The organism is Polaribacter batillariae (assembly GCF_017498485.1).
Taxonomy (GTDB): domain Bacteria; phylum Bacteroidota; class Bacteroidia; order Flavobacteriales; family Flavobacteriaceae; genus Polaribacter; species Polaribacter batillariae.
On record NZ_CP071795.1, the window covers coordinates 2,926,692 to 2,953,018 of the forward strand.

Here is a 26,327-nt window from a genome sequence, read left to right on the forward strand (position 1 = left end):
GAAAATTTTAAGTTTGTAGAAACTACATATCTATGGAAAATTCTGTTTTACAATTAGAAAATGCGGCAATATATCAAAGAGATAATTTGGTGCTCTCTAAAGTAAATTTAACGATTAACACTGGCGATTTTTATTACTTAATAGGAAAAACAGGTAGTGGAAAAAGTAGTTTAATGAAAACTTTATACGGCGATTTACCTCTTAAAGAAGGTGTAGGAACCATTGTAGGTTTCGATTTAAACACTTTAAAAGAAAAACAAATACCATTTTTAAGAAGAAAAATAGGAATTGTTTTTCAAGATTTTAAGCTTTTAAGTGATAGAAATGTTTTCGAAAACTTAAAATTTGTTTTAAAAGCAACAGGTTGGAAAGACAAAGACCTAATGAAAGAAAAAATTCATGAAGTTTTAGATAAAGTAGGTATGAAATCCCAATATTACAAAAAAACTTACGAACTTTCTGGAGGAGAACAACAAAGAGTCGCAATTGCAAGAGCCTTGTTAAACGACCCCGAACTAATTTTAGCAGACGAACCTACAGGAAATTTAGATCCAAAAACTTCTTTAGAAGTAATGGAGTTGTTAAACTCTATTCATAAAAGCGGAAAAACAATTTTAATGGCAACACACGATTACCAGTTGATTGTAAAATTTAAGCAAAAAACGCTAAAATGCGAAGGTGGTGAGCTGTTTGAAGTTGCCCAACAAGCCACAGTTTAATGCTTTCGGTTTTAATACCAACATACAATTACAACTGTTTTCCGTTTGTAAAAGAACTCCATAAGCAATTTGTTAAAGAGAAAGTTTGTTTTGAAATTTTTTGTTTAGATGATGGTTCTAAATCTCATTTAAATATAAAAAATCAAGCAATAAATAATTTATCATTTGCAAACTTTGAAGCGCTTGAAACGAATATTGGCAGAAGTGCAATTCGAAATTTATTAGCTAAGAAAGCAAATTTTAACTGGTTGTTGTTTTTAGATTCAGACGGATTTCCTGTACACGATAATTTTATAAAGCTGTATTTAGATAAGATTAAAGAATTAAAAACCGATTTTTCTGGTTTTATTGGAGGAAGAATTCACAAAGTAAATTCAGTAAAAAACCTAAGAATTAAATTCGGAATCGAAAGAGAAGAAGTCGCTGCAGATTTAAGGAATAAAAATTCTTATCGATATTTTTTTACATCGAATATCTTAATTAAGAAAAGTGTTTTTAATGAAATTAAGTTTAACGAAAAACTAACAGGTTATGGTTATGAAGACCTTGTTTTTGGTAACGAAATGAAGGCATTGAAACACAAAATATTTCATATTAACAATCCTGTTTATCATTTACAAATAGAAGACAATGCTGTGTTTATTAACAAAACAAAGCAGGGCTTAAATAATTTATTGTTTTTAAAAAAGCAAAATTTGTTGAAAGAAAACGACGTGAAATTGTTATCTTATTTCAACAAAATAAATAGTTTTGGGTTGCATGCAATAATGATAAAATTAAAAGACTTCTTTATTCAGAAAGCAATAAAAACTTCATCTTTATTTTACTACGATTTATTTAAATTAAGTTACTTGTGTTATTTAAAAGAAAAAGAAAATGAAACAAAATAGAGGAGAAATCGCAGATTTTATTTTTAATAATTTAAAAAACAATCAAAAAGCATTAAAAAACCAATTCGATGCTCATAAAAAGGAGATTGGTTATTTTTATTTAGACAATTTACTGCCAAAAGAATTGGCATTAGAAATTTATAAAAACTTCCCGAGCACAAAGGCTTCAGTACAAAGAAAAAGCATTCGTGAATATAAATTTACAGCTTTTCAAATGAATAAGTACCATTGTTTATTAGAGGAAACTATTTTTGCTTTTCAAGATAAAAGAATTGTAAATTTAATTGCTAAAATATGCGAAATCGAAAAAGTTTCTCCTGATTCTAATTTGTACGCTGGTGGTTTATCGTTAATGAAAAAAGACAATTTTTTGAATCCGCATTTAGACAATTCTCACGATAAAGATCGCCATCGTTGGCGAGTTTTAAATCTACTATATTATGTAACACCCAATTGGAAATTAGAAAATGGTGGTAATTTAGAACTTTGGCCCAAAGGATTAAATAAAAAACCAATAACCATAACCAGTAAATTTAATAGATTGGTGGTGATGGCGACGCACCAAAAATCGTGGCATTCTGTAAATAAAGTTTTGGTAAACGATGTAAGATGTTGTGTTTCTAATTATTATTTTTCTGAAGAACCTTTATTGGCTTCCGATCATTTTCATGTAACCACTTTTAGAGCGAGACCAGAAGAAAAATTAAAAGATTTTGTTCTTCAAATAGACAATAAATTAAGAAGTGCTGTTCGAAAATTGTTTAAAAAAGGAGTACGAGAAAATCCGCATCAATATAAAAAGTAACTATTTTGCATTTTTAAAGATGGCTAATAATTTTTTTTCTTGATTTTCCCAAATTAATGTTTTTTTAGCTTCCTTTAGTTCGTTTGAAAAATCTTTTTCTAAAATTTTTTTAATTTGATTGGCCAGTAATTTGGGTTTTCTATACTCTATAACTTCCCCAACTTTATAGGTAGTTATCAGCTGTTTCATTTCTGGCAAATTAGAAACAATAACAGGGACTTCTGCTTGAATATAATCGAAAATTTTGTTGGGTAATGCAAACTTATAATTTAAGCCGAAATCTTCTTCTAAGCTAAAACCTACATCAGCCAAAGGGGTTAATTTTTTAAGTTCATCGGGTTTTTTTTTGCCTAAGAAAAACACTTTGTCATTCAATTTTAATGTGGAAGTCTTCTTTTTTAAATCTTTATAAATATCGCCACTTCCAATAACTACCAAAAGATGGTTTTCTAGGTGTTGCATGGTTTCTATCATCAATTCTAAACCACGTCCTATATTTACGGCACCTTGGTATATAATTATTTTTTTTTGATGAGTTTCGAACGGAAAAACGCCATTTTCTAGGTTTTTTTTATTCGGAACATTTAAAATGGTTTTGAAATTAACGTTGTATTTATTTTGATAATAATTGGCAATACTATTGCAAACAGTATAATTGTTTTTAAGTTTTGGAAGTATCCAATTTTCAATGGAGTTCCATACTTTTTTAACTTTTGGGCGATGTACCAATTCAGGAATTTCAGAAAAAAGTTCGTGACTATCAAAAACTAATTTTTTATGTTGAATTTTACTAATAAAATAATTGGCTAGTAAAGTATCTACATCGTTAGAAAGTAAAATATCTTTCTTTTTAAAGAGTAAAAAAAAGAACAAGCGAACATTGTATTCAGCATAAAAAAGCGCTCCAGAATTAAAAAACAATTTAAATCTTTTGGTTGCATAATTTCTAGTGATGTTTACGGAATTTTTTAACAACCTGCCTACTAGATAAACTTCATACCCATTAGTATGTAAAGAATTACATACCTTTTCTACTCTTTGGTCTGTTGTTAAATCGTTTGTAACAGAAACTATAATTTTTTTCAACGAATATTTATTTGCAGCAATATAAAACAAAAGTTAGTTAATGGACGAATTTAATATTCTAGCTTTTACTTCGTCTATATAGCTTCTGCCAATTACATATCTCATGCCTCCAACCTCTACACTGTTTCCTTCTAAAACCTCTATTTTATCAATAGCTATCGTGTAAGACCTGTGAATTCTTATAAAACTTTCTGAAGGTAACATTTCAGCAAAACTATTGTGGGTTTGATGTATGATGTAGCGATCTGTAGAAGTACTAATTTTTAAATAATCTCTTAGGCTTTCAATTACTAAAATTTCATCTAAATAAATTTTAATATTTTTCTTTTTATCTACTTTAACAAATATAAATGGTCTTTTATTTATTTTTATTTGCGAAGGTTTACTGCTGTTTAAAATCTTTTGAGCTCTATTGATTGCTAACATAAACCTAGGAAATGGTATTGGTTTTATTAGGTAATCGAGTACATCTAATTCATAAGTTTCAACAGCATATTCTTTGTGCGCACTGGTAATAATTATAAGGGGCTTATTTTCTAGACTTTTAATAAAACTCAAACCATCTAATAAAGGCATGTTTATGTCTAAAAAAATCAAATCAACTGTTTCTTTTTTTAAAAAATTTAATGCATCAATAGCATTGCCAAATGTTGCAACAACTTCAGTATCGCTTATTTGTTCTAAATAATTTTTAATCACATTAATAGCTAATGGCTCATCGTCGATAATCAAACACCTAATTCGCATCTTTATACTTTTATTTTAAGTTTTACTATAAACAAGTTGTTTTTAGTTTTAATAGATAAATCGTAATCTTCTTTACGATAGCCCAGTTCTAATCTTTTTTTTACGTTTGTTAAACCAATTCCTCCAAAATTAGGTATAATTTTATTCTTTTGATAAGTTGAAACTGCTGGAGTTGGATTCGCAATTTTAAAGTAAAGTAAGTTTTTTTCAACTTTAAAACGAATATCTAAACTTACTTTTGTGATATTTTTGTCTATTCCATGTTTAAATGCATTTTCTACAAAAGATAATAATAATATTGGGGCTATTTTTTTTCCTCTAATATCTCCAATCATATCCATATTTACTTCTAATAATTCTCCATGTCGCATTCTTTCTAGCTCGATATAGTTTTGAATGCATAAAATTTCTTTTTCAAGACTTTGTCGTTTGTTGCTAGTTTCATAAAGAATATATCGCATTAATTCCGACAGTTTTAAAATTATTTTTGGTGTCTTTTCAGATTTTTCAATGGCTAAAGAATAGATATTGTTTAAAGTATTAAAAAAGAAATGAGGCGAAACTTGAGACCTTAGAAATAGCAATTCTGTTTCTAATTGCACTTTTTCTAAATCCATTAACCTTTTGTGTTCCTTAATCCAATCCATTGTAATTTTAATGGCGGTAACAAAAGTAACTACATATAGTTCTCCAATCATCATGTCTATTGCATAATCCATCGTAAATCGATTAATTTGCTTAGGACCTTCTGGCCATACATCGTTACTAATAAGATAATAGGTTAGATTAAATTTTAGAAAAACCATTGCCAATAAGGCGATTATAACAAGAAGTATATACGTTTTATATTTGCGTTTGAAAACAAATTTTGGCATTAAATAATAAATATTAAGATAAGCTAAGAAAATATGTATGGGAAAACCAATAAGGTTGGTTTTAAAAGAGTACATAAAATCGTTAAAATACCTACCCCAGCGAAAAGTATTAAATAAAAAATAAATAAACCAGAAGATTACGTGGTGTCTTAATGTTATATTAAATAATTTTCTGGGTTTCATAAATGTATTTTTTGATGTCCGTCGACATTCCTAAGCTATTTGTCTAATATTATTCTTTATACAGCTGTTCTTTTTTTAATTTACTTCACTAAAAAACAGAAATAAATGATATATTTTAAAAACCCCAAGATAAAAATATTTTACATTTTATTAACCATACTTACCGTTGTTTCCTGTAACAAAAATGCTAAAGATAAAGAAGAAGCAAAACATTCGTTAACAAAATATGTAAATCCTTTTATTGGTACTGGTGGCCATGGGCATACATATCCTGGAGCTACAGTTCCTTTTGGCATGTTGCAAGTAACTCCAATTAATGGAATCTCTAAATGGGACTGGTGTTCGGGGTATCATTATTCAGACTCTGTTGCGGTTGGTTTTAGCCATTTAGCTTTAAGCGGAACAGGAATTGGAGATTTGGCAGATCTTCTTTTTATGCCAATTAATAAAAAGGTCGATTTATCTAATCATCCGAAATCGAGAGATAGTATCGCTTATAAATCTTCATATAGCCACAATAACGAAACCGCAAAGCCTGGTTACTATCAAGTTTTTTTAGAAGATCATAATATAAATGTAGAGCTAACAACCACGAAAAGAACCGCGTATCATAAATATTCCTTTAAAAAGAACGATCAACAATCTGTAGTTATAGATTTAGGGTTTGCAATTAACTGGGATACTCCCTTAAAAACATCTGTAAATATCGAAGATAAATACACCATAAGCGGAACTCGTTTTAGTAAAGGTTGGGCAAGAAATCAAAAAGTATTTTTTGTAGCGAAATTCTCTAAACCAATAATAAAACACCAGTTATATGCAGATGGGAATCTTACAGAAAATAAAACAACAGAAGGAATTAAAACTTCTACACAGTTGTTTTTTGACCCTAAAAATAATGAAGAATTATTCGTAAAAGTGGCTCTTTCGTCTGTAAGTATCGAAAATGCAAAAGAAAATTTAAGAGAAGGCGATTTCGATTTTGAAGCCGTAAAAAAGCAAGCAAACCATCAATGGAATAATGCCCTTACGAAAATTGAAGTTGAAACCCCTGTCGATTCTTTAAAAACAATTTTTTATACAGCAATGTATCATGCACAACTGGCACCAGTTACTTTTAGCGACAAAAACGGACAGTTTAGAAAAGAGAATGATGAGATTGTAACAGCAAAAGGTTACACAGCCTATTCTACATTATCGCTTTGGGATACTTTTAGAGCAGAACATCCTCTATTAACATTAACAGATCCAGATAGAGTTTCCGATATTATAAATACCATGCTGGCATATTACGAAACCAAAAAAAGATTACCAGTTTGGACCCTCTATGCAAACGAAACCAATACAATGACGGGCTATCACTCAATTCCAGTAATTGTAGAAGCCTATATCAAAGGAATTCGTGGTTTCGACGCCGAAAAAGCGTTCGAAGCAATGAAAACAACAATGATGCAAGACGAACGAGGCTTAAATCATTATAAAAAATACGGATATATTCCTTATAGTTTGTTAGATGAATCGGTTACCATAACTTTAGAATATGCTTATGACGATTGGTGTGTCGCTCAAATGGCAAAAGCATTAGGAAAAAATGAGGATTATAAGTTTTTCTTAGAACGTTCTAAAGCATATGAGCATTTATTTGATAGAAAAACAGGTTTTATGCGCGGAAAATCTGTGGACGGCAAGTCGTGGAACGAACCTTTTGACGCAAAATATTCTAACCATAGAGAACAAACAGATTATACAGAAGGAAATGCCTGGCAACACAGTTGGTTTGTGCCACAAGATGTAAAAGGTTTTATAAAACTTCACGGAAATAACGAGGTTTTTACAAGTAGATTAGAGCAATTATTTACAGAAAGTTCTGAAATTACTGGCGATAATATTTCTGCAGACATATCCGGACTTATTGGGCAATATGCTCATGGAAACGAACCTAGTCATCATATTGCATATCTTTTCAATCATGCAAAACAACCTTGGCGAACACAATATTGGGCACGTCATATAATAGATACTCAGTATAATACAACACCAAATGGTTTAAGTGGAAACGAAGATTGTGGCCAAATGAGTGCATGGTATGCATTAAGTGCTATAGGTTTGTATGCAATGAATCCTGCCTCAGGAAATTACGAAATCGGAAGTCCTATTTTTGAAAAAACGACAATAAAACTCCCTAAAGGAAAAATATTTACAATGGAAGCAAAAAACGTTTCAGATAAAAATATTTACATACAATCTGCAACGCTTAATGGTAAAGATTTTAATAGAACAAACATCTCTCATCAAGAGATTTTAGAAGGCGGTACACTGCATTTTGTAATGGGCAGTCAACCAAACAAAAATTGGGGTTTAAAATAAATAATTAGCAACCAACAAATACCAACTAATTATGGATATTATCGATGTTTCAATAATAATGTTCTACATCGTCTTAACTTTGGGCGTAGGAATTTGGATTTCTAAAAGAGCCTCAAAAGGATTGGACTCTTATTTTCTTGGAGGAAAAAGTATAAAATGGTATTACTTAGGTTTAAGCAATGGATCTGGAATGTTCGATGTTTCTGGAACAGCTTGGATGGTCGGAATTTTATTTTTGTATGGTGTTAAAAGCTTTATGTTTATGTGGATTTGGCCTATTTGGAACCAGATTTTTATAATGATTTTTTTAGCAGTCTGGATTCGACGTTCGAATATTATGACTGGTTCCGAATGGATTTTAACACGTTTTGGTGATGATAAAGCAGGTAGAGCCTCTCATTTAATTGTTGCTATTTTTGCCATAGTTGCTTCTATCGGTTTTATAGCCTACTTTTTTGAAGGTGTGGGTAAATTTATGTCAATTATTCTTCCTTGGGATTTAACTTTTACCATCGGGCAAAGCGAACTTTTAACCTCAGACCAAAGTTATGCCTTAGTTATTATATTTTTAACCACCATTTATACCATTAAAGGAGGGATGTTTTCTGTAGTTGCCACCGAAGTTTTGCAATATGGAATTATGGTTTTAGCGGGGCTTTTAATTGCAGGATACGCTTTTATAACAGTAACAGATATCGAAATAAGCAATGTACTTTCTACAGAATGGAGCAACGTTATGTTTGGTTGGGAAATCGAAGGTTCTTGGCAAGGTAAATATCAGGCTTTTAATAATTTAATAGATACACAAGGGTATAAAATGTTTGGTGCTTTTATAGGAATGTCTCTTTTTAAAGGAATATTTGCAAGTATTGCTGGGCCCACTCCAAGTTACGATATGCAAAGAATTTTATCGACAAGATCTGTTAAAGAGGCAGCATACATGTCTGGGTTTACAAATTTGGTGCTTTTTATTCCGCGTTATTTATTAATTGGCGGAATTGTAATTCTTGGTTTGGTATATATTGCTCCAGAAATGGCCGCTTCAAACGAACTAAGTTCAAACGATTTAGAAATTATTCTTCCAAAAGTAATTAACAACCATGTGCCAGTAGGTATAAAAGGGTTGTTGCTAGCAGGGCTTTTGGCGGCGTTTATGTCAACTTTTTCTGCATTTGTAAATTCTGGTCCAGCCTATATTGTAAACGATATTTATAAAAAATACTTTAAACCCACAGCTTCAAACAAACATTACATAAAAGCAAGCCACATTGCCTCATTTGCAATCGTTATTATTGGAGTAATCATGGGGTTTTTTGCAGATTCTATAAATTCTTTAACATTGTGGATTACAAGTGCGCTTTATGGGGGGTATGTAGCCGCAAATTTCTTAAAATGGATTTGGTGGCGTTTTAATGGTTGGGGCTATTTTTGGGGAATGACAGCGGGTTTATTTATAGCCACTCTTCAGTTTTTATTAGACCAAAATAAAGCGAATTTCGAAATAGGTTCTTGGCTGTATAATTTGGCTCAAATTCCTGCAATTTATATTTTTCCTATTATATTTATAGTCTCTTTATTGGGTTCTTTTTTAGGAACATTTTTTACACCAGCAACTTCTATGGAAACTTTAAAAAAGTTTTATACAAATGTACGTCCTTGGGTTGGTGGAATCCAGTGTATAAAGAATTAAAGAGTGAAGACGAAACCTTTACAAAAAACGAAGATTTTGTAAGCGATATGTTTAATTGTGTAATTGGTGTAGTATGGCAATCTAGCATGATTTTATTACCAATATATTTTATGATTAGAGATTACCCTAAAACATTAATAGCATTGTTGGTATTTGTAGTAACCTCTATTATTTTAAAATTCACTTGGTTAGACAAAGTGAAAAAATATAAAAATTAATAAGAAATGAGTTCAATTCCTTGGCAAGAGAAACCTAAAAATTCTAATGATGTGGTATGGCGTTATTCAGAAAATCCTATTATTAATAGATACGACATTCCATCATCTAACAGTATTTTTAACAGTGCTGTAGTTCCTTTTAAAAAGGGTTTTGCAGGTGTTTTTAGATGCGATAACAAAGCCGTGCAAATGAATATTTTTGCAGGTTTTAGTAAAAACGGAATCGATTGGGAAATTAATCACGAGCCAATTGTAATGAAGGCAGGAAACACAGAAATGATTGCATCTGATTATAAATACGATCCGCGAGTTGTTTTTATTGAAGATAGGTATTGGATTACTTGGTGCAATGGATATCATGGACCAACAATAGGTATTGGTTATACGTTCGATTTTAAAGAGTTTTTTCAATGCGAAAATGCTTTTTTGCCTTTCAATAGAAATGGTGTTTTATTTCCGCAAAAAATAAACGGAAAGTACGCAATGTTAAGTCGTCCAAGTGATAATGGGCACACCCCATTTGGCGATATTTATATCAGTTACAGCCCAGATATGAAATATTGGGGAGAACATAGATGTGTTATGAAAGCAACCCCTTTTGAAGATAGTGCGTGGCAATGCACAAAAATTGGAGCAGGTCCCATTCCTATACTTACAAACGAAGGTTGGCTAATGCTATATCATGGAGTAATAAATACTTGTAATGGATTTAGATATGCAATGGGCGCAGCCATTCTCGACAAAAATAAGCCAGACACCGTAAAATACAGAACACAACCTTATTTATTAGGACCAGCAGAACCATACGAAATGGTAGGAGATGTACCAAATGTAGTTTTTCCATGTGCAGCTTTGCACGATACAAAAGAAGATAAATTGGCAATTTACTATGGAGCTGCAGATACAGTAGTAGCAATGGTATTTGGCAAATTAAGTGAAGTAATTCAGTTTACAAAAGAGAATAGTTTATAAGATGAAGATGTATTTAAGATTTAAAAAAATAAGTGTCATTTTTTATTGTTTTTCAATAATAAGTTGTGCACAATCAAAAAAAGAAATTATTCCAGAAACCTATGTTGCCTATAAAACTTCAGAAAAGATTACGATTGATGGTAAAGCCGATGAAGCCGATTGGAAAAAAGCAAAATGGACAAATAATTTTATAGATATTGAAGGGGTAAAAACACCCAAATATAAAACCAATGTAAAAATGCTTTGGAATGAAAATTACTACTATATTTTAGCTGAAATTAAAGAACCTCATATTTGGGCAGATATTACAGAACGCGATGCCGTTATTTTTTACAATAACGATTTCGAAGTATTTATCGATCCAGATGGCGATACACATAATTATTACGAGTTAGAAATTAATGCACTAAATACAACTTGGGATTTATTTATATCAAAACCTTATAGAGAAGATAGCACTGTTGTTTTAAACGATTGGAATTATACAGGTTTGCAATCGGCAGTAAGTGTTCAGGGCACTATAAATAACGCGAGTGACACAGATAAAAGTTGGACTTTAGAAATAGCGATTCCATTTAAAGATCTAAGAACACTTTACAAGCAAGACAATGTGCCTAGAAATAAATTTTGGCGTGTTAATTTTTCGAGAGTAAACTGGGACCATGATATTAAAAATGGCAAATATGCTCGTAAAAAAGGAAAAGATGGTAAATATTTGCATGAATACAATTGGGTTTGGTCGCCAATTGGAGTTGTAAATATGCATTTACCAGAAAACTGGGGCTATGTTTATTTTTCAACAAAAAGTGTCGATAGTAACGAGTCGTTTACAATACCAAAAGACGATAAAATTAAACGAGAACTGTATAAAATATACAGAAAACAAAAAAGCAATTTCGAAGAAAATAACTCATGGTTAACACTCGATAAAGCAGTATCAACACCAATTATAGTGGACGGGAAAACAATTTTACCAGAACTACAATTCCATGATACGGGGTGGAATTTGATGGCGAAAAGCCCTTTTACACAAAAAATACTCATTTTAAAAGAAGACGGAAAATTCATTTCAAAATAAAATAATATGAAGCTACTAAGTAAACTTTCAATTTTATTGTTCATCATTGTTTTTACAGCCTGCAATCCAAAAGAACAAAAAAAACATGACGGTAAATCGCAGGCGAATGAAACAAAATCGGCGTTCGATTTCGGAGTTTGGATTACTTCTAAAAAAGGTAAAACAAATGCAGAGTATGCCACAGAATTTAAAAAATATAAAGAAGGGGGTATTGACGAAATTTTAATCAATACAGAAACAGATCCAAAAGAATTAAAGCGTTTAGTACCTATTGCCACAAAAGAAGGTTTAAGAGTACATGCGTGGATTATGGCTGTAAACCGTCCAGGAGATACAGTTGCATTAAAACATCCAGAATGGTATCAAGTAAGTCGCGAAGGAAAATCTTGTTTTGATACACGACCTTATGTAGATTACTATCAGTGGTTATGTCCTACAAGAAAAGCTTCGAGAAATCACATTTTAGATTTGGTAGAAGGTTTGGCAAAAGTAAAAGGGATAGAAAGTGTTCATTTAGATTATATTCGCTTTCCAGACATCTTTTTACCAGTTGGTTTATTACCAAAATACAACTTGGTTCAAGATACAGAAATGGCAGAATACGATTTTTGTTATTGTGATGCATGTGTAAATGCTTTCGAAAAAATACATCATAAAAATCCTAGAGAAAGTAAAAATACAGCGATAGATATGGAGTGGAAAAATTTTCGTTTAAATGCAATAAAAGCCTTGGTAGATGATGCTTATAAAATTGTACATAACCATAATAAAAAATTAACAGCAGCCGTATTTCCTTATCCAGAAATGGCAGACCATATGGTGCGTCAACGTTGGGATAAATGGAATATAGATGAAGTATATCCAATGATTTATCACGGATTTTATAATGAAGAAATAGATTGGATTGGGTATGCAACCAAACAAGGTGTTACCGATTTAAAAGCAAAAGATGTAGGTGTTAATACAGGTGTTTTTTTACCTCCATTTACTTCAGGCAAAGAGTTAAAAGAAGCGATTCTGTTGGCAAAAGAGAACGGAGCAAAAGGGGTCGCATTTTACGAAGGCCCTAATTTAACAGACGAATATTTAAAAGCAATTAGAGAAACGAAGGCGTTATTCTCTAAATAATTATGTAAAAAAAGGTTTTTTCTTTAGTGTGTAATACTTTTTTTAAATTGTACTAAAGAAGAAGAGAGCAATGTTGTAAATGATAAATATACCTCAGGAGAATCATCAAAAAATCAATTTATAAAACCATTTAAAATGAAAAAAAGAATTGCATTACTATTAGTTGTTATCTGTTTTTCGATAAAAGGATTTGCCCAAGAGCCTCCTTTTTGGTTAAACGAACATAAAAACCAAGATAATAGAGAACCAATGCATGCTACTTATTACGTTTTTGAAAACGAAGCATTGGCTAAAAAAGGCAATTGGAAAGCATCACAAAACTATTTAGACTTAAATGGAATTTGGAAATTTAAATGGATTGAAAATGCCACAGATCTACCAAAAGATTTTCAAAAGACAAACTTTAATGATCGTAATTGGGACAATTTTAAAATTCCTGCAACTTGGGAAGTAAATGGGTATGGATATCCTGTTTACACAAATTCTACTTATGAATTCGAAAAAATTTTAAAGAAAAACCCGCCAATAGTTCCAACACAAGAAAATTATGTAGGTATTTATAGAAGAGAAATTAATGTTGATAAAAACTGGAAAGGAAAAGAAATTTTTCTTCATGTAGGCGCTGCAAAATCGAACTTAACAGTTTGGGCAAATGGTACATATGTTGGCTATGGCGAAGACGGAAAATTACCACAGGAATTCAACTTAACAAACTATTTAAAATCAGGAAAAAACACCCTTGTTTTTAAAGTAATGCGTTGGAGTGATGGCTCGTATTTAGAATGCCAAGATTTTTGGAGAATGAGCGGTATTACTAGAGAAACATATTTATACGCTCGTAATAGAACACACGTGGTAGATTTTGAAATTTTACCAAGTTTAGATGCTTCCTATAAAAACGGATTTTTAAAAGTAACAACTTCGATTTCAAACTTTAATAAAAAAAACAACTATGCTTTAGAGGTTCAGTTAAAAGATGGCGATAAAATTCTAGACAAAAAAGAGCTAAACAAAAAGCAATTAACGGCGAAAGCAACTTTTAATTTTTCAGTAAAAAACACCAAAAATTGGAGTGCAGAAATTCCAAATCTTTACACGGTAAATTTTATTCTTAAAAATAAAAAAGGGCAAACTGTCGAATTTATTTCCAAAAAAATAGGCTTTAGAACCTCAGAAATTAAAAACGGACAATTATTAATAAACGGCGAGCCTGTTTATATAAAAGGGGTAAATCGCCATGAAACAGACCCAACTACTGGCCAAACCATTTCTAAGGAAAGAATGGAGCAAGACATAAAAGTATTAAAAGAATTTAATATCAATGCAGTTCGAACTTCGCACTATCCAAACGATTCTTATTTTTACGATTTATGCGATAAATACGGCATTTATGTGGTGGACGAAGCCAATATAGAATCTCATGGAATGAGATATAGCATTACAGAAACATTGGCGAATAAGCCCAACTGGGAATTGGCGCACCTAGAGCGTGTAGAAAGAATGGTAAAAAGAGATAAAAATCATCCTTCCGTTATTATTTGGAGTATGGGAAATGAATCAGGACATGGCTATAACTTTTACAGGTCGTATTTAAGAATTAAAGAGTTAGATGCATCAAGACCAGTTCAGTACGAAAGAGCTTCTGTAGGAAGATGGTCAGGAAAAGGGTTGCGATTCGATTGGGACTCTGATCTTATGGTACCTATGTACAATTCTCCAGAATCTATGGTCGAATATGCAGAAGCGCATCCAAATGCAAACAGACCTTTTATTCAATCTGAATATGCACATGCGATGGGAAATTCCATGGGAAATTTTAAAGATTATTGGAATGTTATTAGAAAATATAAAACGCTACAAGGTGGTTTTATTTGGGATATGATAGACCAATCTGTGTACAAAAAACGAAAAGATGGAACTGTAATTTTTGCTTATGGGGGCGATTTTGGACCAAAAGACGTTCCAAGTTCTAATAACTTTTTAAATAACGGTGTTTTTAATCCAGAAAGAAAACCCAATCCGCATGCTTTTGAAGTAAAAAATGTGTACCAAGATGTATTAACTTCGTGGGCAGATAAAAATACGGCTACTATAAAAGTATTTAACGAATTCTTTTTTAAAGATTTAAGCAATGTATCTTTAAAATGGGAATTGTTATTAGATGGCGTAGTTTCGCAAAAAGGAACAATCGAAAATTTAGAGGTAAATCCACAACAATCTAAAACGTATAATTTGCCTATAAATTTAGCAGATAAACAATACAACGAAGCGTTGATAAACGTTACATATCATCTAAAAAAAGCAGTACCTTTTTTACCTAAAGATTATAAAATAGCATCAGAACAATTAAGTTTAAAAGGAAGTTGGAAAAACGATGTAACTGTAAAAGGTGTTAGTAAAATGCATGTTGAAAAAGGTACTTCAGAAATTACTTTTAAAAGCGATAAAGCCAGTATTACTTTCAACAAAAATACAGGTTTAATTTCTGGATATACATTTAACAATCAAAATATATTAAAAGAAAACACACAGATACATCCAAATTTCTGGAGAGCACCTAACGATAATGATATGGGTGGAGGTTTTCAAAAGAAATTCGTAGCATGGAAAAACCCTATGAAAGAAGCAAAACTTACCAATTGGAATTATTCTGTAACCGAAGATTATAAAGTAGTTGTAAAAGCAAATTATACGTTACCAACAGTACATTCTAAACTTGCATTAACTTACGAAATAAATAGCAATGGTGTAATTCATATCGAGCAATCTATTGCGATTGATGCCTCAAAAAAAGTGGCTGTTTTACCAAGATTTGGCATCGAAATGGTATTGCCTAAAAAGTTTAATACAATTGCTTATTATGGTAGAGGTCCTCACGAAAATTATATCGATAGAAATTACAGTTCTAAAGTGGGGCTATACAATCAAACCGTTTCAGAGCAATACTACCCATACATTCGTCCACAAGAAACAGGGCACAAAACAGATATTCGATGGTGGCGTTTATCCGATGGAAAAACAACAAATATTAAAATCACATCAAACACGCTTTTTGGCGCAACAGCACTTCATTATTTAACATCCGATTTAGACGACGGACTTGAAAAAGAACAAAGAAATGCTGCAGACATCAAAGAAAGAAACTTAACCAATTTGCAGTTAGACTATAAGCAAATGGGCTTAGGAGGAATCGATAGTTGGGGAGCTTTACCATTGGAAAAATACAGGCTTTCCGAAAAATCTTATACTTGTACATTTAAAATAACACCACTAATAAAATAATTAAAAAACCCAACCAAATGAAGTTTATATTTAAACACATCGTTTTAGCCTTAGTAATTACCTTAATGTCTTGCGAGAAAGAAAAGGTTTTTTCTATAGAAGATATTCAGCTAATTCCTAAACCAGCAGAATTAAAGCTAGAGAATGGAAGTTTTCAATTTAATAAAAACACAAAATTTTTTATTAATAACGACGAGCAATTACAAGCTACAGAAATGTTAGCAAGTAGGTTTAACACAGTTGCAAATTGGAATTTAGAAGCCGTAAAAAAAGCGCCTTCTTCTAATTATATTCAATTAACACTCAATAAAGATTTAGCGAAAGAAGCATACAAACTAAACGTAAATAGCGATGTAATTAAAATTGAAGCAAGTAATTTTTCAGGTTTTTTATATGCTATAGAAACAATTCGTCAATTATTACCAGCAGAAATTGAAAGCAATAAGCTCGTTAAAAATAAAACTTGGGAAATACCAAACCTAACAATTACAGATGCTCCTCGTTTTAAATGGCGTGGTTTAATGTTAGATGTTTCTAGACATTTTTTCGAAAAAGAATACGTTTTAAAAACCATAGATCGTTTGGCTTATTTAAAAATGAATACACTTCATTTACACTTAGTAGATGACCAAGGATGGCGTATAGAAATTAAGAAATACCCAAAACTAACAGAAGTTGGTGCGTGGAGAGTAGATCAAGAAAACAAACCTTGGAATGGTAGATATACACCAAAATTGGGCGAAAAAGCAACTTATGGTGGGTTTTACACACAAGAAGATATCAAAGAAATAGTGGCGTATGCGAAAACTAGAGGAGTTAATGTAGTGCCAGAAATAGAAATGCCAGCACATGTTACCAGTGCAATTGCTTCTTATCCAGAGTTTTCTTGTTTAGAAAAACCCGTTACAGTTCCTTCTGGTGGATTATGGCCAATTACAGACATTTATTGTGCAGGAAAAGAGTCCACCTTCGAATTTTTACAAGATGTTTTAACAGAAGTGATGGATTTATTTCCATCAAAATATATTCATGTTGGCGGAGATGAAGCAACCAAAACCAATTGGAAAACATGTGAGCACTGTAAAAAGAGAATGAAAACAGAAGGCTTGCACGATGTAGAAGAGTTGCAAAGCTATTTTATAAAACGTATGGAACGCTTTATAAGCTCTAAAGGACGCGTTTTAATTGGTTGGGACGAAATATTAGAAGGCGGTTTAGCACCAGGAGCAACAGTAATGAGTTGGCGAGGTGTAAAAGGTGGTTTAGAAGCTTCAAAACAAGGCCATGATGTGGTAATGACTCCAGGAAGCCACTGTTATTTCGACCATTATCAAGGACCTATGGATACAGAACCTATTGCTTGGGGTGGTTATACTCCAGTTAGCAAAGTCTATGAGTTCGATCCTGTTGTAGCATCTATGACAGAAGATCAAGCGAAACATGTTTTAGGAGGGCAAGCCAATTTATGGGCAGAATACATTCCAACAACATCGCAATCAGAGTATATGATTTTTCCAAGAATAGCTGCCTTATCTGAAGTACTTTGGAGCCCGAAAACAAATAGAAGTTGGAACGAGTTTTACCCACGCTTACAAGCAATGTTTACGCGTTACGATTTTCAAGGAATTAACTACGCTAAAAGTGCCTATACAATTACAGCGAAAACACAAGTTAACGACACAACCAATGTAATTTCTATCGCACTTAAAAACGAATTTCCGAATTCAGATATTCGTTATACATTAAACAATTCCGATTTAAACAAAGAAGCAATTCCTTATAAAAAACCTATAGAATTAAAAGAAACCACAACCATAAAAGCCGCTTTATTTAAAGACGATAAACCAGTAGGTAAAGTATTTGAAAAAACATTTAATTACCATAAAGCCGTTGGTAAAAAAGTAACTTATCTATCGAAATATAGCGATAGCTATAAAGGTGCAGGTGCTAGTAACATGACCAATATTCTTAGGGGTTCTAAAAACTTTCATGATGGTCAATGGCAAGCGTGGATAGGTAATGATATGGAACTTATAATCGATTTAGAAACACCTACAGAAATTAGTAAAGTAAGCGTAGGAACCATGGATAACCAAGGTCCAGGTATTTATTACCCTACAAAAGTAGAAGTATTTCTCTCTAACGACGGAAAAACATTTAAAAGTGTAGGGGCAATTGATAGAGCTGTAAAAGTAAACCCAAATATCGAAATTAAAGATTTTTCGATTAATTTTAAAAGTCAGAAAGCGACCCACATAAAGGTAATTGCAACAAGTGTTAAAAAAGCACCAACTGGAGGTGGAGCTTGGTTGTTTGTAGATGAGATTGTTGTTGAGTAATCGAAACAACCTAGCCCATACAGAAATTCTTACCTGTCGATTTTTTTTGATTATTTTATAGAATTAAAGAAATCGATGGGTAATAGCAAAAATGCCTGAAGAATGTAGCCCAAAAAAGTAAAGCATTAAAGTAAAAAACACAGCGTCTATTCTTCTAGATCGGGCATAAATACAAGGGCACAAAAGGTCGATTTTTTGTAGATAAATTTTAAATACATAAATAATACAGTAGTAAGATGAAAAAAAGTATAATAGCACTATTGGTAGGTTGTTTTGTGAGTAGTTTAAGCATTGCTCAGCAAAAAGAACGAAGTAAAGAAGAGCGTTTGGCATGGTTTAAAGATGCAAAATTGGGTATTTTTATTCATTGGGGCATTTACAGCGTTAATGGAATAGACGAGTCTTGGTCGTTTTACAATAATTACCTATCATATTCAAATTATATGAAGCAGTTAAATGGTTTTACTGCAAAAAAATACGACCCAGAATATTGGGCAAAACTAATTAAAGAAAGTGGTGCAAAATACACTGTAATTACAGCAAAACATCACGATGGTGTTGCACTTTGGGATACAAAATATAGCGATTTAAATGTTGTTGATAAAACTCCTGCAAAAAAAGATGTGCTTACGCCATTTGTAAATGCTGTTCGCAAAGAAAATTTAAAATTAGGCATCTATTATTCTTTATTAGATTGGTCCAATCCAGATTATCCGAACTTTACAAGAAAAGAAAAACGTTATATAAACGATGCTAAAAAATGGAAAGCTTTTACCAAATTTAATTTCGCACAAATAGAAGAATTAACAAAATACAACCCAGATTTATATTGGTTCGATGGCGATTGGGAGCAATCTGCCGAAAAATGGAAAGCCAAAGAAATTCGCGAACTTTTATTAGACAGAACTCCTACAACAATTATCAATTCTCGATTGCAAGGTTATGGAGACTATGCAACTCCAGAGCAAGGTGTACCAATTACAAAACCAGATAATCCGTTTTGGGAACTATGTTTAACAATGAACAATTCTTGGGGTTTTCAACCCAATGATAACAATTATAAAACTTCAAATCAACTGATTCGTATTCTGGTAGATTGTATTAGTATGGGCGGAAATTTATTGTTAGATATTGGTCCCAAACCAGATGGAACCATTCCTCAAGAACAAATAAATATTTTAAAAGATTTAGGAAGATGGACCAAAAAACACGAATCTGCTATTTACGGAACACGCGCAGGAATTCCTTTTGGGCATTTTAATGGTTATACTGCGTTATCAAAAGATAGTACAATACTTTATCTTTATGTAGATAATAAACCCAATGGTCCGTTATTAATTAAAGGTTTAAAAAACAAAGTAAATCGAGCTTGGGTAGTAGGCAATGGCACTAAACTAAAAACAAAAGTTGTTGGAAAACAGTATTGGAGCCACGTTCCAGGATTGTTGTATATCGATTTACCTGAAAGTGTACAAGATAAAGACGTTACTGTAATTGCGGTTTTATTAGATGGTAAAGTAGATTTGTACAGAGAAAAAGGGCAAGTTATAGAAAGCAATTAAATAAAACTTATGTATGAAATGCAGTAAGTGCTACATATTTTTTATTGGATTGTTATTACTGTCTTGTAATCGCGCAAAAAATAACAATAAGACAGTCAATCATATACAAACCGCCAATTTGGTAGATTTGGTAAATCCTTTAATGGGAACAGATTCCGATTTTAGTTTGTCTAATGGAAATACCTATCCTGCAATTGCAACACCTTGGGCAATGAATTTTTGGACACCACAAACTGCAAAAATGGGCGATGGTTGGGCGTATAAATACGACGATAAAACCATTAGAGGCATCAAACAAACACATCAACCAAGTCCGTGGATTAACGATTATGCTGCGTTTTCTTTAATGGCTGTTACTGGTAAGTTAAAATATAAAGAAGAAGAAAGGGCTTCTTATTTTTCGCACAAAGCAGAAATTGTAAAACCCAACCATTATAGTGTTTATTTAGCAGATTACGATGTAACAGTACAAGTTTCGCCAACCGAAAGAGCAGCTCATTTTAAATTTACATTCCCAAAATCAGATTCTTCATACATTATGTTAGACGCTTTTTATAAAGGATCTATGGTGAAAATTCTTCCGAAAGAAAGAAAAATTATTGGGTACTGTAGAAATAATAGTGGAGGAGTTCCAGATAATTTTCATAATTATTTTGTTGCTGAATTTGATAAAGATTTTGAAATAAATCATACATGGAAAGACGATTGGGTTTTGAACAAGAATTCAACAAATAGCCAAGGAAAACATGTAGGCGCAATTATTGGTTTTAAAACCAAAAAAGGAGAAGAAGTGCACGTAAAAGTAGCTTCATCGTTTATAAGTCACGAGCAAGCGGCTTTAAATTTAAAAAGAGAAATTGGCGATAATTCGTTTAAAAATACCAAAGAAAAAGCAAGAATAGTGTGGCAAAAAGAATTAAGTAGAATTAAAATTGAAGATAATAATATAGATAATATTAGAACCTTTTACTCTTGTTTATATCGAGTTTTACTATTTCCGAGAAAATTTTATGAATACGATGTCGCAGAAAATATTGTGCATTATAGCCCTTATAATGGAAAGGTTTTAGCAGGTTATATGTTTACAGATAATGGTTTTTGGGATACGTTTAGAGCGGTTTTTCCATTTTTTAATTTAATGTACCCAACACTAAATAGCCATATTATGGAAGGTTTGGCAAATGCTTATAAAGAATCGGGTTGGTTGCCAGAATGGGCAAGTCCAGGACATCGCGATTGTATGGTGGGTTCTAATTCTGCAACCATTATTGCAGATGCCTTTTTAAAAGGAAATATCAAAGAAAAAGACGTCGATATTTTATTTGAAGCGGTTCTAAAAAACGCAACTGTAAATGAGGGAAGACCTGTAAATTCGGTAGGTAGAGCAGGAGTAGATTATTACAATACATTAGGTTATGTGCCTTATAATGTTGGTATTAATGAGAATGCAGCCAGAACTTTAGAATATGCTTTTGCCGATTTTACCATTGCAGAAATGGCAAAAAAAATGGGAAAAACACAAATTGCTAAAAAATATTACAAGCAGTCCAATAATTATAAAAATCTTTTTGATGCTTCTACCAATTTAATGCGTGGTAAAAATAAAGACGGAACCTTTCAAACACCATTCAACCCCTTAAAATGGGGCGATGCCTTTACAGAAGGAAATAGTTTGCATTATACTTGGTCGGTTTTTCATGACATACAAGGTTTGCTTAATTTAATGGGCGGAAAAGAAAATTTCGAAAAAAAATTAGATGAAGTTTTCTCAATGCCACCAAATTTCGATGCTTCTTACTACGGTTTTACCATCCATGAAATCCGTGAAATGCAAATTGCAAATATGGGAAATTATGCACATGGTAATCAACCAATTCAACACATGATTTATTTGTATAATTACACAAATGCAGCTTATAAAGCACAAGAAAAAATAAGAGATGTTTTAACAAAATTATACAGTGCCACACCAGATGGTTATTGTGGAGACGAAGATAATGGGCAAACATCTGCATGGTATGTCTTTAGCTCATTAGGGTTTTACCCTGTTACTCCAGGGGTTAACGAATATGTTATTGGAAGTCCGTTGTTTAAAAAAGCAACTTTAAAGTTAGAGAACGGAAATGAGTTTGTAATTTCTGCTTCCAACAACTCCAAGAAAAATGTATTTATAGAAAAGATCTTGTTAAATGGAGCAGAGTGGAACCTCAATTACATCAATTATAAAGACATTAAAAATGGAGGACAATTAGAGTTTAAGATGAATGCCACTCCAAACAAAAAAAGAGCAATCAATAATAAGGCTGTTCCTTACTCATTAAGTAATCAAAAGCAACTAACGAACTAAAGAATAAATTAAAAACAGATGAAAAAAGCGAAACAAAGAGTTCTAAAATTAATAATAGCATTCGTTTTAATGCAAAACGGTTTACTGGCTCAGGCTATTTATGAAGACGAACGTTATGTTCCAGAAACAGATCCTTTGGTCTTAAAAAAATTAAACAAATGGCAAGATAAAAAGTTTGGTCTTTTAATGCATTGGGGTACATATAGCCAATGGGGTATTGTAGAATCTTGGTCGCTTTGTCCAGAAGATTATGGTTGGTGCGAAAGAAAAAAAGGAAAGAATCCTCAAAATTATTTCGAATATAAAAAAGAATATGAAGGCTTAAAAAAAACTTTTAATCCTGTAAAATTCGACCCAGAAAAATGGGCAAAAGCAGCGAAATATGCAGGAATGAAATACATGGTTTTTACCACAAAACACCATGACGGATTTTCGATGTTCGATTCGAAATATACAAATTATAAAGTAACAGACCCAGAATGTGCTTTTAGTACAAACCCAAAAGCAAACATTACAAAAGAAATTTTTAACGCATTTAGAAACGAAGATATGTGGATTGGTGCTTATTTCTCTAAACCAGATTGGCATACCGAAAATTATTGGAGCCCTTATTTTCCTCCTCAAGATAGAAACGTAAACTACAATCCTGCAGAATATCCAGAAAAATGGCAAAAATTTATCGACTTTACACACAATCAAATTTTAGAATTAATGACCGATTACGGAAAAGTAGATATTTTATGGTTAGATGGTGGTTGGGTTGCGAAAGTAACAAAAGAAGAAATTAAAAAGGCTTACAAAGCGAAGTTTATCGAAAATAAATCAGGAAATGGATTTATTAAGCACCGTGTTGTAAATCAAGACATTAAAATGGATGAGTTGGTGGTAAAAGCTCGCAAAAAACAACCGGGTTTAATTGTTGTAGATAGAGCCGTTCATGGAAAAAATCAAAACTATTTAACTCCAGAAAATAGAGTGCCAGAAAAAACATTGCCTTACCCTTGGGAATCTTGTATTATTTCTGGAGGTGGCTGGTCTTACACACCAGATGCAAAATATATGAGTGGTAGAAAAGGCATACATACACTTGTAGATGTTGTGGCTAAAGGAGGTAATTTACTATTAAATGTTGCGCCAAGTCCAGAAGGCGAGTGGCAACAAGGAGCTTACGATTTATTAAAAGAATATGGCGACTGGATGAAAGTAAACAGTACTGCAATTTACGGAACAACACCAATTGCACCTTTTAAAGAGAATAATATTTGCATGACTCAAAACAAAAAAGGAAACGTGTTTTTATTTTATTTGGCGGCAGAAGAAGAACACGAAATGCCATCAGAAATCGTGGTAAAATCTATCAACCCTAAAAAAGGAACAAAAATTAGCATGTTAGGTTCTAAAAAAAGATTAAAATGGGTAAAACAAAACGAAGGCTTTAAAGTTTTTATTCCAAGATCGTTAAGAAGAAACCCAACATCAAAATATGCATGGACATTTAAAATTGATGCAATAGATAAATAAAATTAAAAATGAAAATTTCTTTAAAACTCACCTGTTTATTTCTGTTAGGTTTTGCTCTTATCATTACTTCTTGCACAGAAAATAATATAAAACTAACATCAAAAAATAATTTAATACAATTCGAATTTCATAAAAACGGAAGTTTTATAGGAATTTTCGATCAAACGAAAAGCGAAAATTATTTAGATACCAGTAACCCAACTTATTTAATGTCCATAAGAATTAACGATGTATTCGAGCATCCAATATCGATGGAAATAAATGAAGATCTAATTACTTTAAAATATCCTTCAAACACTCAGGCCCAAATTAAATACATTAGAAAAGAGAGGTATTTTACTTTCGAATTAGTTGGTATAAATGGAAGCAAAGAGGTAGATTTAATAACCTGGGGGCCTTATTATACCACCATTAATAAAACTATTGGAGAAACTATTGGAGTTGTTAGAAACGATAAATTTGCCCTAGGAGTTCAAGCACTAAATATAAAAACTCTAGGCGGTTTTCCTTATAATGAAAATGATTGTATGCCAGAATTCGACATTTTTACACAAGAAGATGTTACAGATATGGGCCAAGAAGGAAAAAGCCATGTATTGTATCGAATAGAAGCAGCAAAACCAACCAAAACAGGGTCGAGTTTGCAAACTTATTGTAGAAATAGAGATAAAGATAGAATTATCGAAAACTTAGGGCATACCAAATTTGTTGCTCCTAAATATGATGATGGAGGAGTAATAGGTTCTAAAATAGCATTTTTTGGGGTGCCTACAGAAGAGGCTTTGCAAACCATAGGTGCTATCGAAGTTGCAGAAGGGCTTCCACATCCAACCATAAATGGCCAATGGATGAAAACAGCACCAGAGGCTGCTGCAGCATATATTATAATGAATTTTAATGAAGAAACTATTGATGATGCTATTGAAGTTACAAAAAAAGCCGGGCTAAAACATTTATACCATTATGGAAAAACATTTGAAAGCTGGGGGCATTTTCAGTTATTCAAAGAAGCATTTCCTAATGGATATGATGGCATGAAAGCCTGTGTAGAAAAAGCTAAAAAAGAAGGAATTTCTATAGGAGGTCATACCCTTTCTAACTTTATTACAACCAACGATCCTTATGTAACACCTATACCCGATAAACGACTGGCAGAAGTAGGGCGTTCAATAATTACAAGCGATATCGATAAAAAACAAACAGAAATAGCCATCGAATCTCCAGACTTTTTTAATCAATTTAAAAACAATAATTTAAGAACTGTTCGAATTGGTAACGAATTAATTAGATACGGAAGTGTAACAGAGAAAAAACCTTGGAAGCTATTAGATTGCCAAAGAGGGGCATTTAATACCCAAATACTTCAACACAAATCTAATACACCAATTGCAAAATTGTTAGACCATCCGTACAAAGTATTTTTATCGAATACAAGTTTAACAAAAGAACTTTCTAAAAACATCGCAAACCTGTATAATAAAACTGGGATGAAACAAATTTCTTTTGATGGTCTAGAAGGTAACAAATCTACAGGACTAGGTAATTATGGAGAAACCATGATGCCTTACGAATGGTATAATAATTTATCCGAAGATTTAAAAGATGGCTTAATAATCGATGCTAGTAGAACCACTCATTTTTTTTGGCACTTATACACACGAATGAATTGGGGCGAACCTTGGTATGCAAATTTTCGAGAAAGTCAAACCCAATACCGTATGAAAAATCAAGCATATTTTAGAAGAAACTATATGCCAGGTATGTTAGGTTGGTTTAGAATGACACCAGAAATTAGTCTCGAAGATATGGAGTGGATGCTCTCTAGAACTGCTGCTTTTGATGCAGGTTATGCCTTTATAACCTCTAAAGAAACATTAAAAAAACACGGGCAATCTAACGCGATTCTAGAACTGGTAAAACAATGGGAACGTGCCAGATTGGCAGGTGTTTTTCCTTCAGAATTAAAGAAAGAAATGGAAGATTTAAAAAACGAGTATCATTTAGCACCTGTTTCAGAAAACTCATGGAATTTATTTCCAATTGCAATCGACATATTTAAGCATTCTAAAAAAGTAAGACAACCAGGAGAACCTTTATACTCAACTTTTAATTTTAAAAATACGTCAAAAAAACAACCATTAGTGTTTACGATTAAGTTAGCAGAAGCAACTAAGTGTCGAAATATTATTATAGAATTAGACAATTATAAAAAAATAAAATTGCCCATAACACTTACTAACCAACAAATATTTAGATACGAAGGGGGTAAACAAGGTACTTTATTTGATAAAAATTGGAATGTGATTAAAACAATAGATTTAGATATTAAAAATGTTAATGTTTCGAAAGGAAGCCATTCGTTAACGGTTGATTGCGATTTTTTAAGTGACGATAAATCGGAAATCATCATAGAGGTTAAAACTATTGGAGAACCTAAATTGCTAACAAAGTAGAATTTTTAATAAATGGATTTAACAAATAAATTGAATAAAAACAGCTCTTTAATTAAATTAAGACC

16 protein-coding genes and 1 pseudogene are annotated in these 26,327 nt (G+C 32.0%); 14 read left to right on the top strand and 3 right to left on the bottom strand.

The window, feature by feature from the left end; all coding sequences use genetic code 11:
• Positions 1-32 precede the first annotated feature (32 nt).
• Genes JL193_RS12985 through JL193_RS12995 form a run of 3 tightly spaced genes read left to right on the top strand, consistent with a single transcriptional unit; the run spans position 33 to position 2,414 of the window.
• On the top strand, positions 33-719 hold the full coding sequence (locus tag JL193_RS12985; protein ID WP_207971207.1) for a cell division ATP-binding protein FtsE: 687 nt from the start codon (positions 33-35) through the stop codon (positions 717-719).
• The gene (locus tag JL193_RS12990; protein WP_207971208.1) at positions 719-1,609 is read left to right on the top strand and encodes a glycosyltransferase family 2 protein; all 891 of its coding nucleotides are present in this window, start codon (positions 719-721) and stop codon (positions 1,607-1,609) included. The genes JL193_RS12985 and JL193_RS12990 overlap by 1 nt, the downstream gene beginning before the upstream one ends.
• Positions 1,596-2,414 (top strand): 2OG-Fe(II) oxygenase, encoded by an 819-nt coding sequence (locus JL193_RS12995; protein ID WP_207971209.1) that lies wholly within the window; start codon positions 1,596-1,598, stop codon positions 2,412-2,414. Before JL193_RS12990 ends, JL193_RS12995 begins: the two co-directional genes overlap by 14 nt.
• Here JL193_RS12995 and JL193_RS13000 read toward each other — a convergent pair whose 3' ends face one another.
• The 3 genes from JL193_RS13000 to JL193_RS13010 are packed head-to-tail and all read right to left on the bottom strand — an operon-like array spanning position 2,415 to position 5,305.
• Entirely contained in the window at positions 2,415-3,500 is a 1,086-nt protein-coding gene (locus JL193_RS13000) for a glycosyltransferase (protein ID WP_207971210.1), read from the bottom strand. It abuts the gene before it with no gap.
• Positions 3,501-3,533: 33 nt separating this feature from the next.
• A complete protein-coding gene (locus JL193_RS13005) occupies positions 3,534-4,247 on the bottom strand; it encodes a LytR/AlgR family response regulator transcription factor (protein WP_207971211.1) in 714 nt (237 codons plus the stop codon).
• Positions 4,248-4,249: 2 nt separating this feature from the next.
• Positions 4,250-5,305 (bottom strand): sensor histidine kinase, encoded by a 1,056-nt coding sequence (locus JL193_RS13010; protein ID WP_207971212.1) that lies wholly within the window; start codon positions 5,303-5,305, stop codon positions 4,250-4,252.
• A gap of 129 nt (positions 5,306-5,434) precedes the next feature.
• Between JL193_RS13010 and JL193_RS13015 the strand changes: the two genes are divergently transcribed.
• From JL193_RS13015 to JL193_RS13065, 11 genes and pseudogenes are all read left to right on the top strand, one after another.
• Positions 5,435-7,672, top strand: a complete 2,238-nt coding sequence (locus JL193_RS13015) for a GH92 family glycosyl hydrolase (protein ID WP_437440091.1) — start codon at positions 5,435-5,437, stop codon at positions 7,670-7,672.
• Between the two features lie 31 nt (positions 7,673-7,703).
• A pseudogene (locus tag JL193_RS13020) lies at positions 7,704-9,580 on the top strand (sodium:solute symporter family protein).
• Positions 9,581-9,586: 6 nt separating this feature from the next.
• Positions 9,587-10,552: a glycoside hydrolase family 130 protein gene (locus tag JL193_RS13025; protein WP_207971214.1), complete on the top strand. Its 966-nt coding sequence runs from the start codon at positions 9,587-9,589 to the stop codon at positions 10,550-10,552.
• A 1-nt stretch (position 10,553) separates the two neighbouring features.
• Positions 10,554-11,630: a carbohydrate-binding family 9-like protein gene (locus JL193_RS13030; RefSeq protein ID WP_367890014.1), complete on the top strand. Its 1,077-nt coding sequence runs from the start codon at positions 10,554-10,556 to the stop codon at positions 11,628-11,630.
• A gap of 6 nt (positions 11,631-11,636) precedes the next feature.
• Positions 11,637-12,758, top strand: a complete 1,122-nt coding sequence (locus tag JL193_RS13035) for a putative glycoside hydrolase (protein ID WP_207971215.1) — start codon at positions 11,637-11,639, stop codon at positions 12,756-12,758.
• 135 nt (positions 12,759-12,893) lie between these two features.
• Positions 12,894-16,040, top strand: coding sequence for a beta-galactosidase, LacZ type (lacZ, locus tag JL193_RS13040; RefSeq protein ID WP_207971216.1), 3,147 nt, complete (start codon positions 12,894-12,896; stop codon positions 16,038-16,040).
• Positions 16,041-16,057: 17 nt separating this feature from the next.
• The gene (locus JL193_RS13045; RefSeq protein ID WP_207971217.1) at positions 16,058-18,379 is read left to right on the top strand and encodes a glycoside hydrolase family 20 protein; all 2,322 of its coding nucleotides are present in this window, start codon (positions 16,058-16,060) and stop codon (positions 18,377-18,379) included.
• A gap of 236 nt (positions 18,380-18,615) precedes the next feature.
• Positions 18,616-19,941: an alpha-L-fucosidase gene (locus tag JL193_RS13050; protein ID WP_207971218.1), complete on the top strand. Its 1,326-nt coding sequence runs from the start codon at positions 18,616-18,618 to the stop codon at positions 19,939-19,941.
• A gap of 13 nt (positions 19,942-19,954) precedes the next feature.
• Positions 19,955-22,288: a GH92 family glycosyl hydrolase gene (locus JL193_RS13055; protein ID WP_207971219.1), complete on the top strand. Its 2,334-nt coding sequence runs from the start codon at positions 19,955-19,957 to the stop codon at positions 22,286-22,288.
• Between the two features lie 18 nt (positions 22,289-22,306).
• Positions 22,307-23,809, top strand: a complete 1,503-nt coding sequence (locus JL193_RS13060; protein ID WP_243456755.1) for an alpha-L-fucosidase — start codon at positions 22,307-22,309, stop codon at positions 23,807-23,809.
• An 8-nt stretch (positions 23,810-23,817) separates the two neighbouring features.
• Positions 23,818-26,262 carry a hypothetical protein gene (locus JL193_RS13065; protein WP_207971220.1) on the top strand — a complete coding sequence of 815 codons (2,445 nt, stop codon included), beginning with the start codon at positions 23,818-23,820 and terminating at the stop codon, positions 26,260-26,262.
• Positions 26,263-26,327 lie beyond the last annotated feature (65 nt).

Coding starts and splice junctions, on each gene's coding strand:
- JL193_RS13035 (WP_207971215.1), top strand. CDS start 11,637: ATGAAGCTACTAAGTAAACTTTCAATTTTATTGTTCATCATTGTTTTT.
- JL193_RS12990 (WP_207971208.1), top strand. CDS start 719: ATGCTTTCGGTTTTAATACCAACATACAATTACAACTGTTTTCCGTTT.
- JL193_RS13025 (WP_207971214.1), top strand. CDS start 9,587: ATGAGTTCAATTCCTTGGCAAGAGAAACCTAAAAATTCTAATGATGTG.
- JL193_RS13045 (WP_207971217.1), top strand. CDS start 16,058: ATGAAGTTTATATTTAAACACATCGTTTTAGCCTTAGTAATTACCTTA.
- JL193_RS13005 (WP_207971211.1), bottom strand. CDS start 4,247: ATGCGAATTAGGTGTTTGATTATCGACGATGAGCCATTAGCTATTAAT.
- JL193_RS13010 (WP_207971212.1), bottom strand. CDS start 5,305: ATGAAACCCAGAAAATTATTTAATATAACATTAAGACACCACGTAATC.
- JL193_RS13030 (WP_367890014.1), top strand. CDS start 10,554: ATGAAGATGTATTTAAGATTTAAAAAAATAAGTGTCATTTTTTATTGT.
- lacZ (WP_207971216.1), top strand. CDS start 12,894: ATGAAAAAAAGAATTGCATTACTATTAGTTGTTATCTGTTTTTCGATA.
- JL193_RS13060 (WP_243456755.1), top strand. CDS start 22,307: ATGAAAAAAGCGAAACAAAGAGTTCTAAAATTAATAATAGCATTCGTT.
- JL193_RS13065 (WP_207971220.1), top strand. CDS start 23,818: ATGAAAATTTCTTTAAAACTCACCTGTTTATTTCTGTTAGGTTTTGCT.
- JL193_RS12995 (WP_207971209.1), top strand. CDS start 1,596: ATGAAACAAAATAGAGGAGAAATCGCAGATTTTATTTTTAATAATTTA.
- JL193_RS13055 (WP_207971219.1), top strand. CDS start 19,955: ATGAAATGCAGTAAGTGCTACATATTTTTTATTGGATTGTTATTACTG.
- JL193_RS12985 (WP_207971207.1), top strand. CDS start 33: ATGGAAAATTCTGTTTTACAATTAGAAAATGCGGCAATATATCAAAGA.
- JL193_RS13050 (WP_207971218.1), top strand. CDS start 18,616: ATGAAAAAAAGTATAATAGCACTATTGGTAGGTTGTTTTGTGAGTAGT.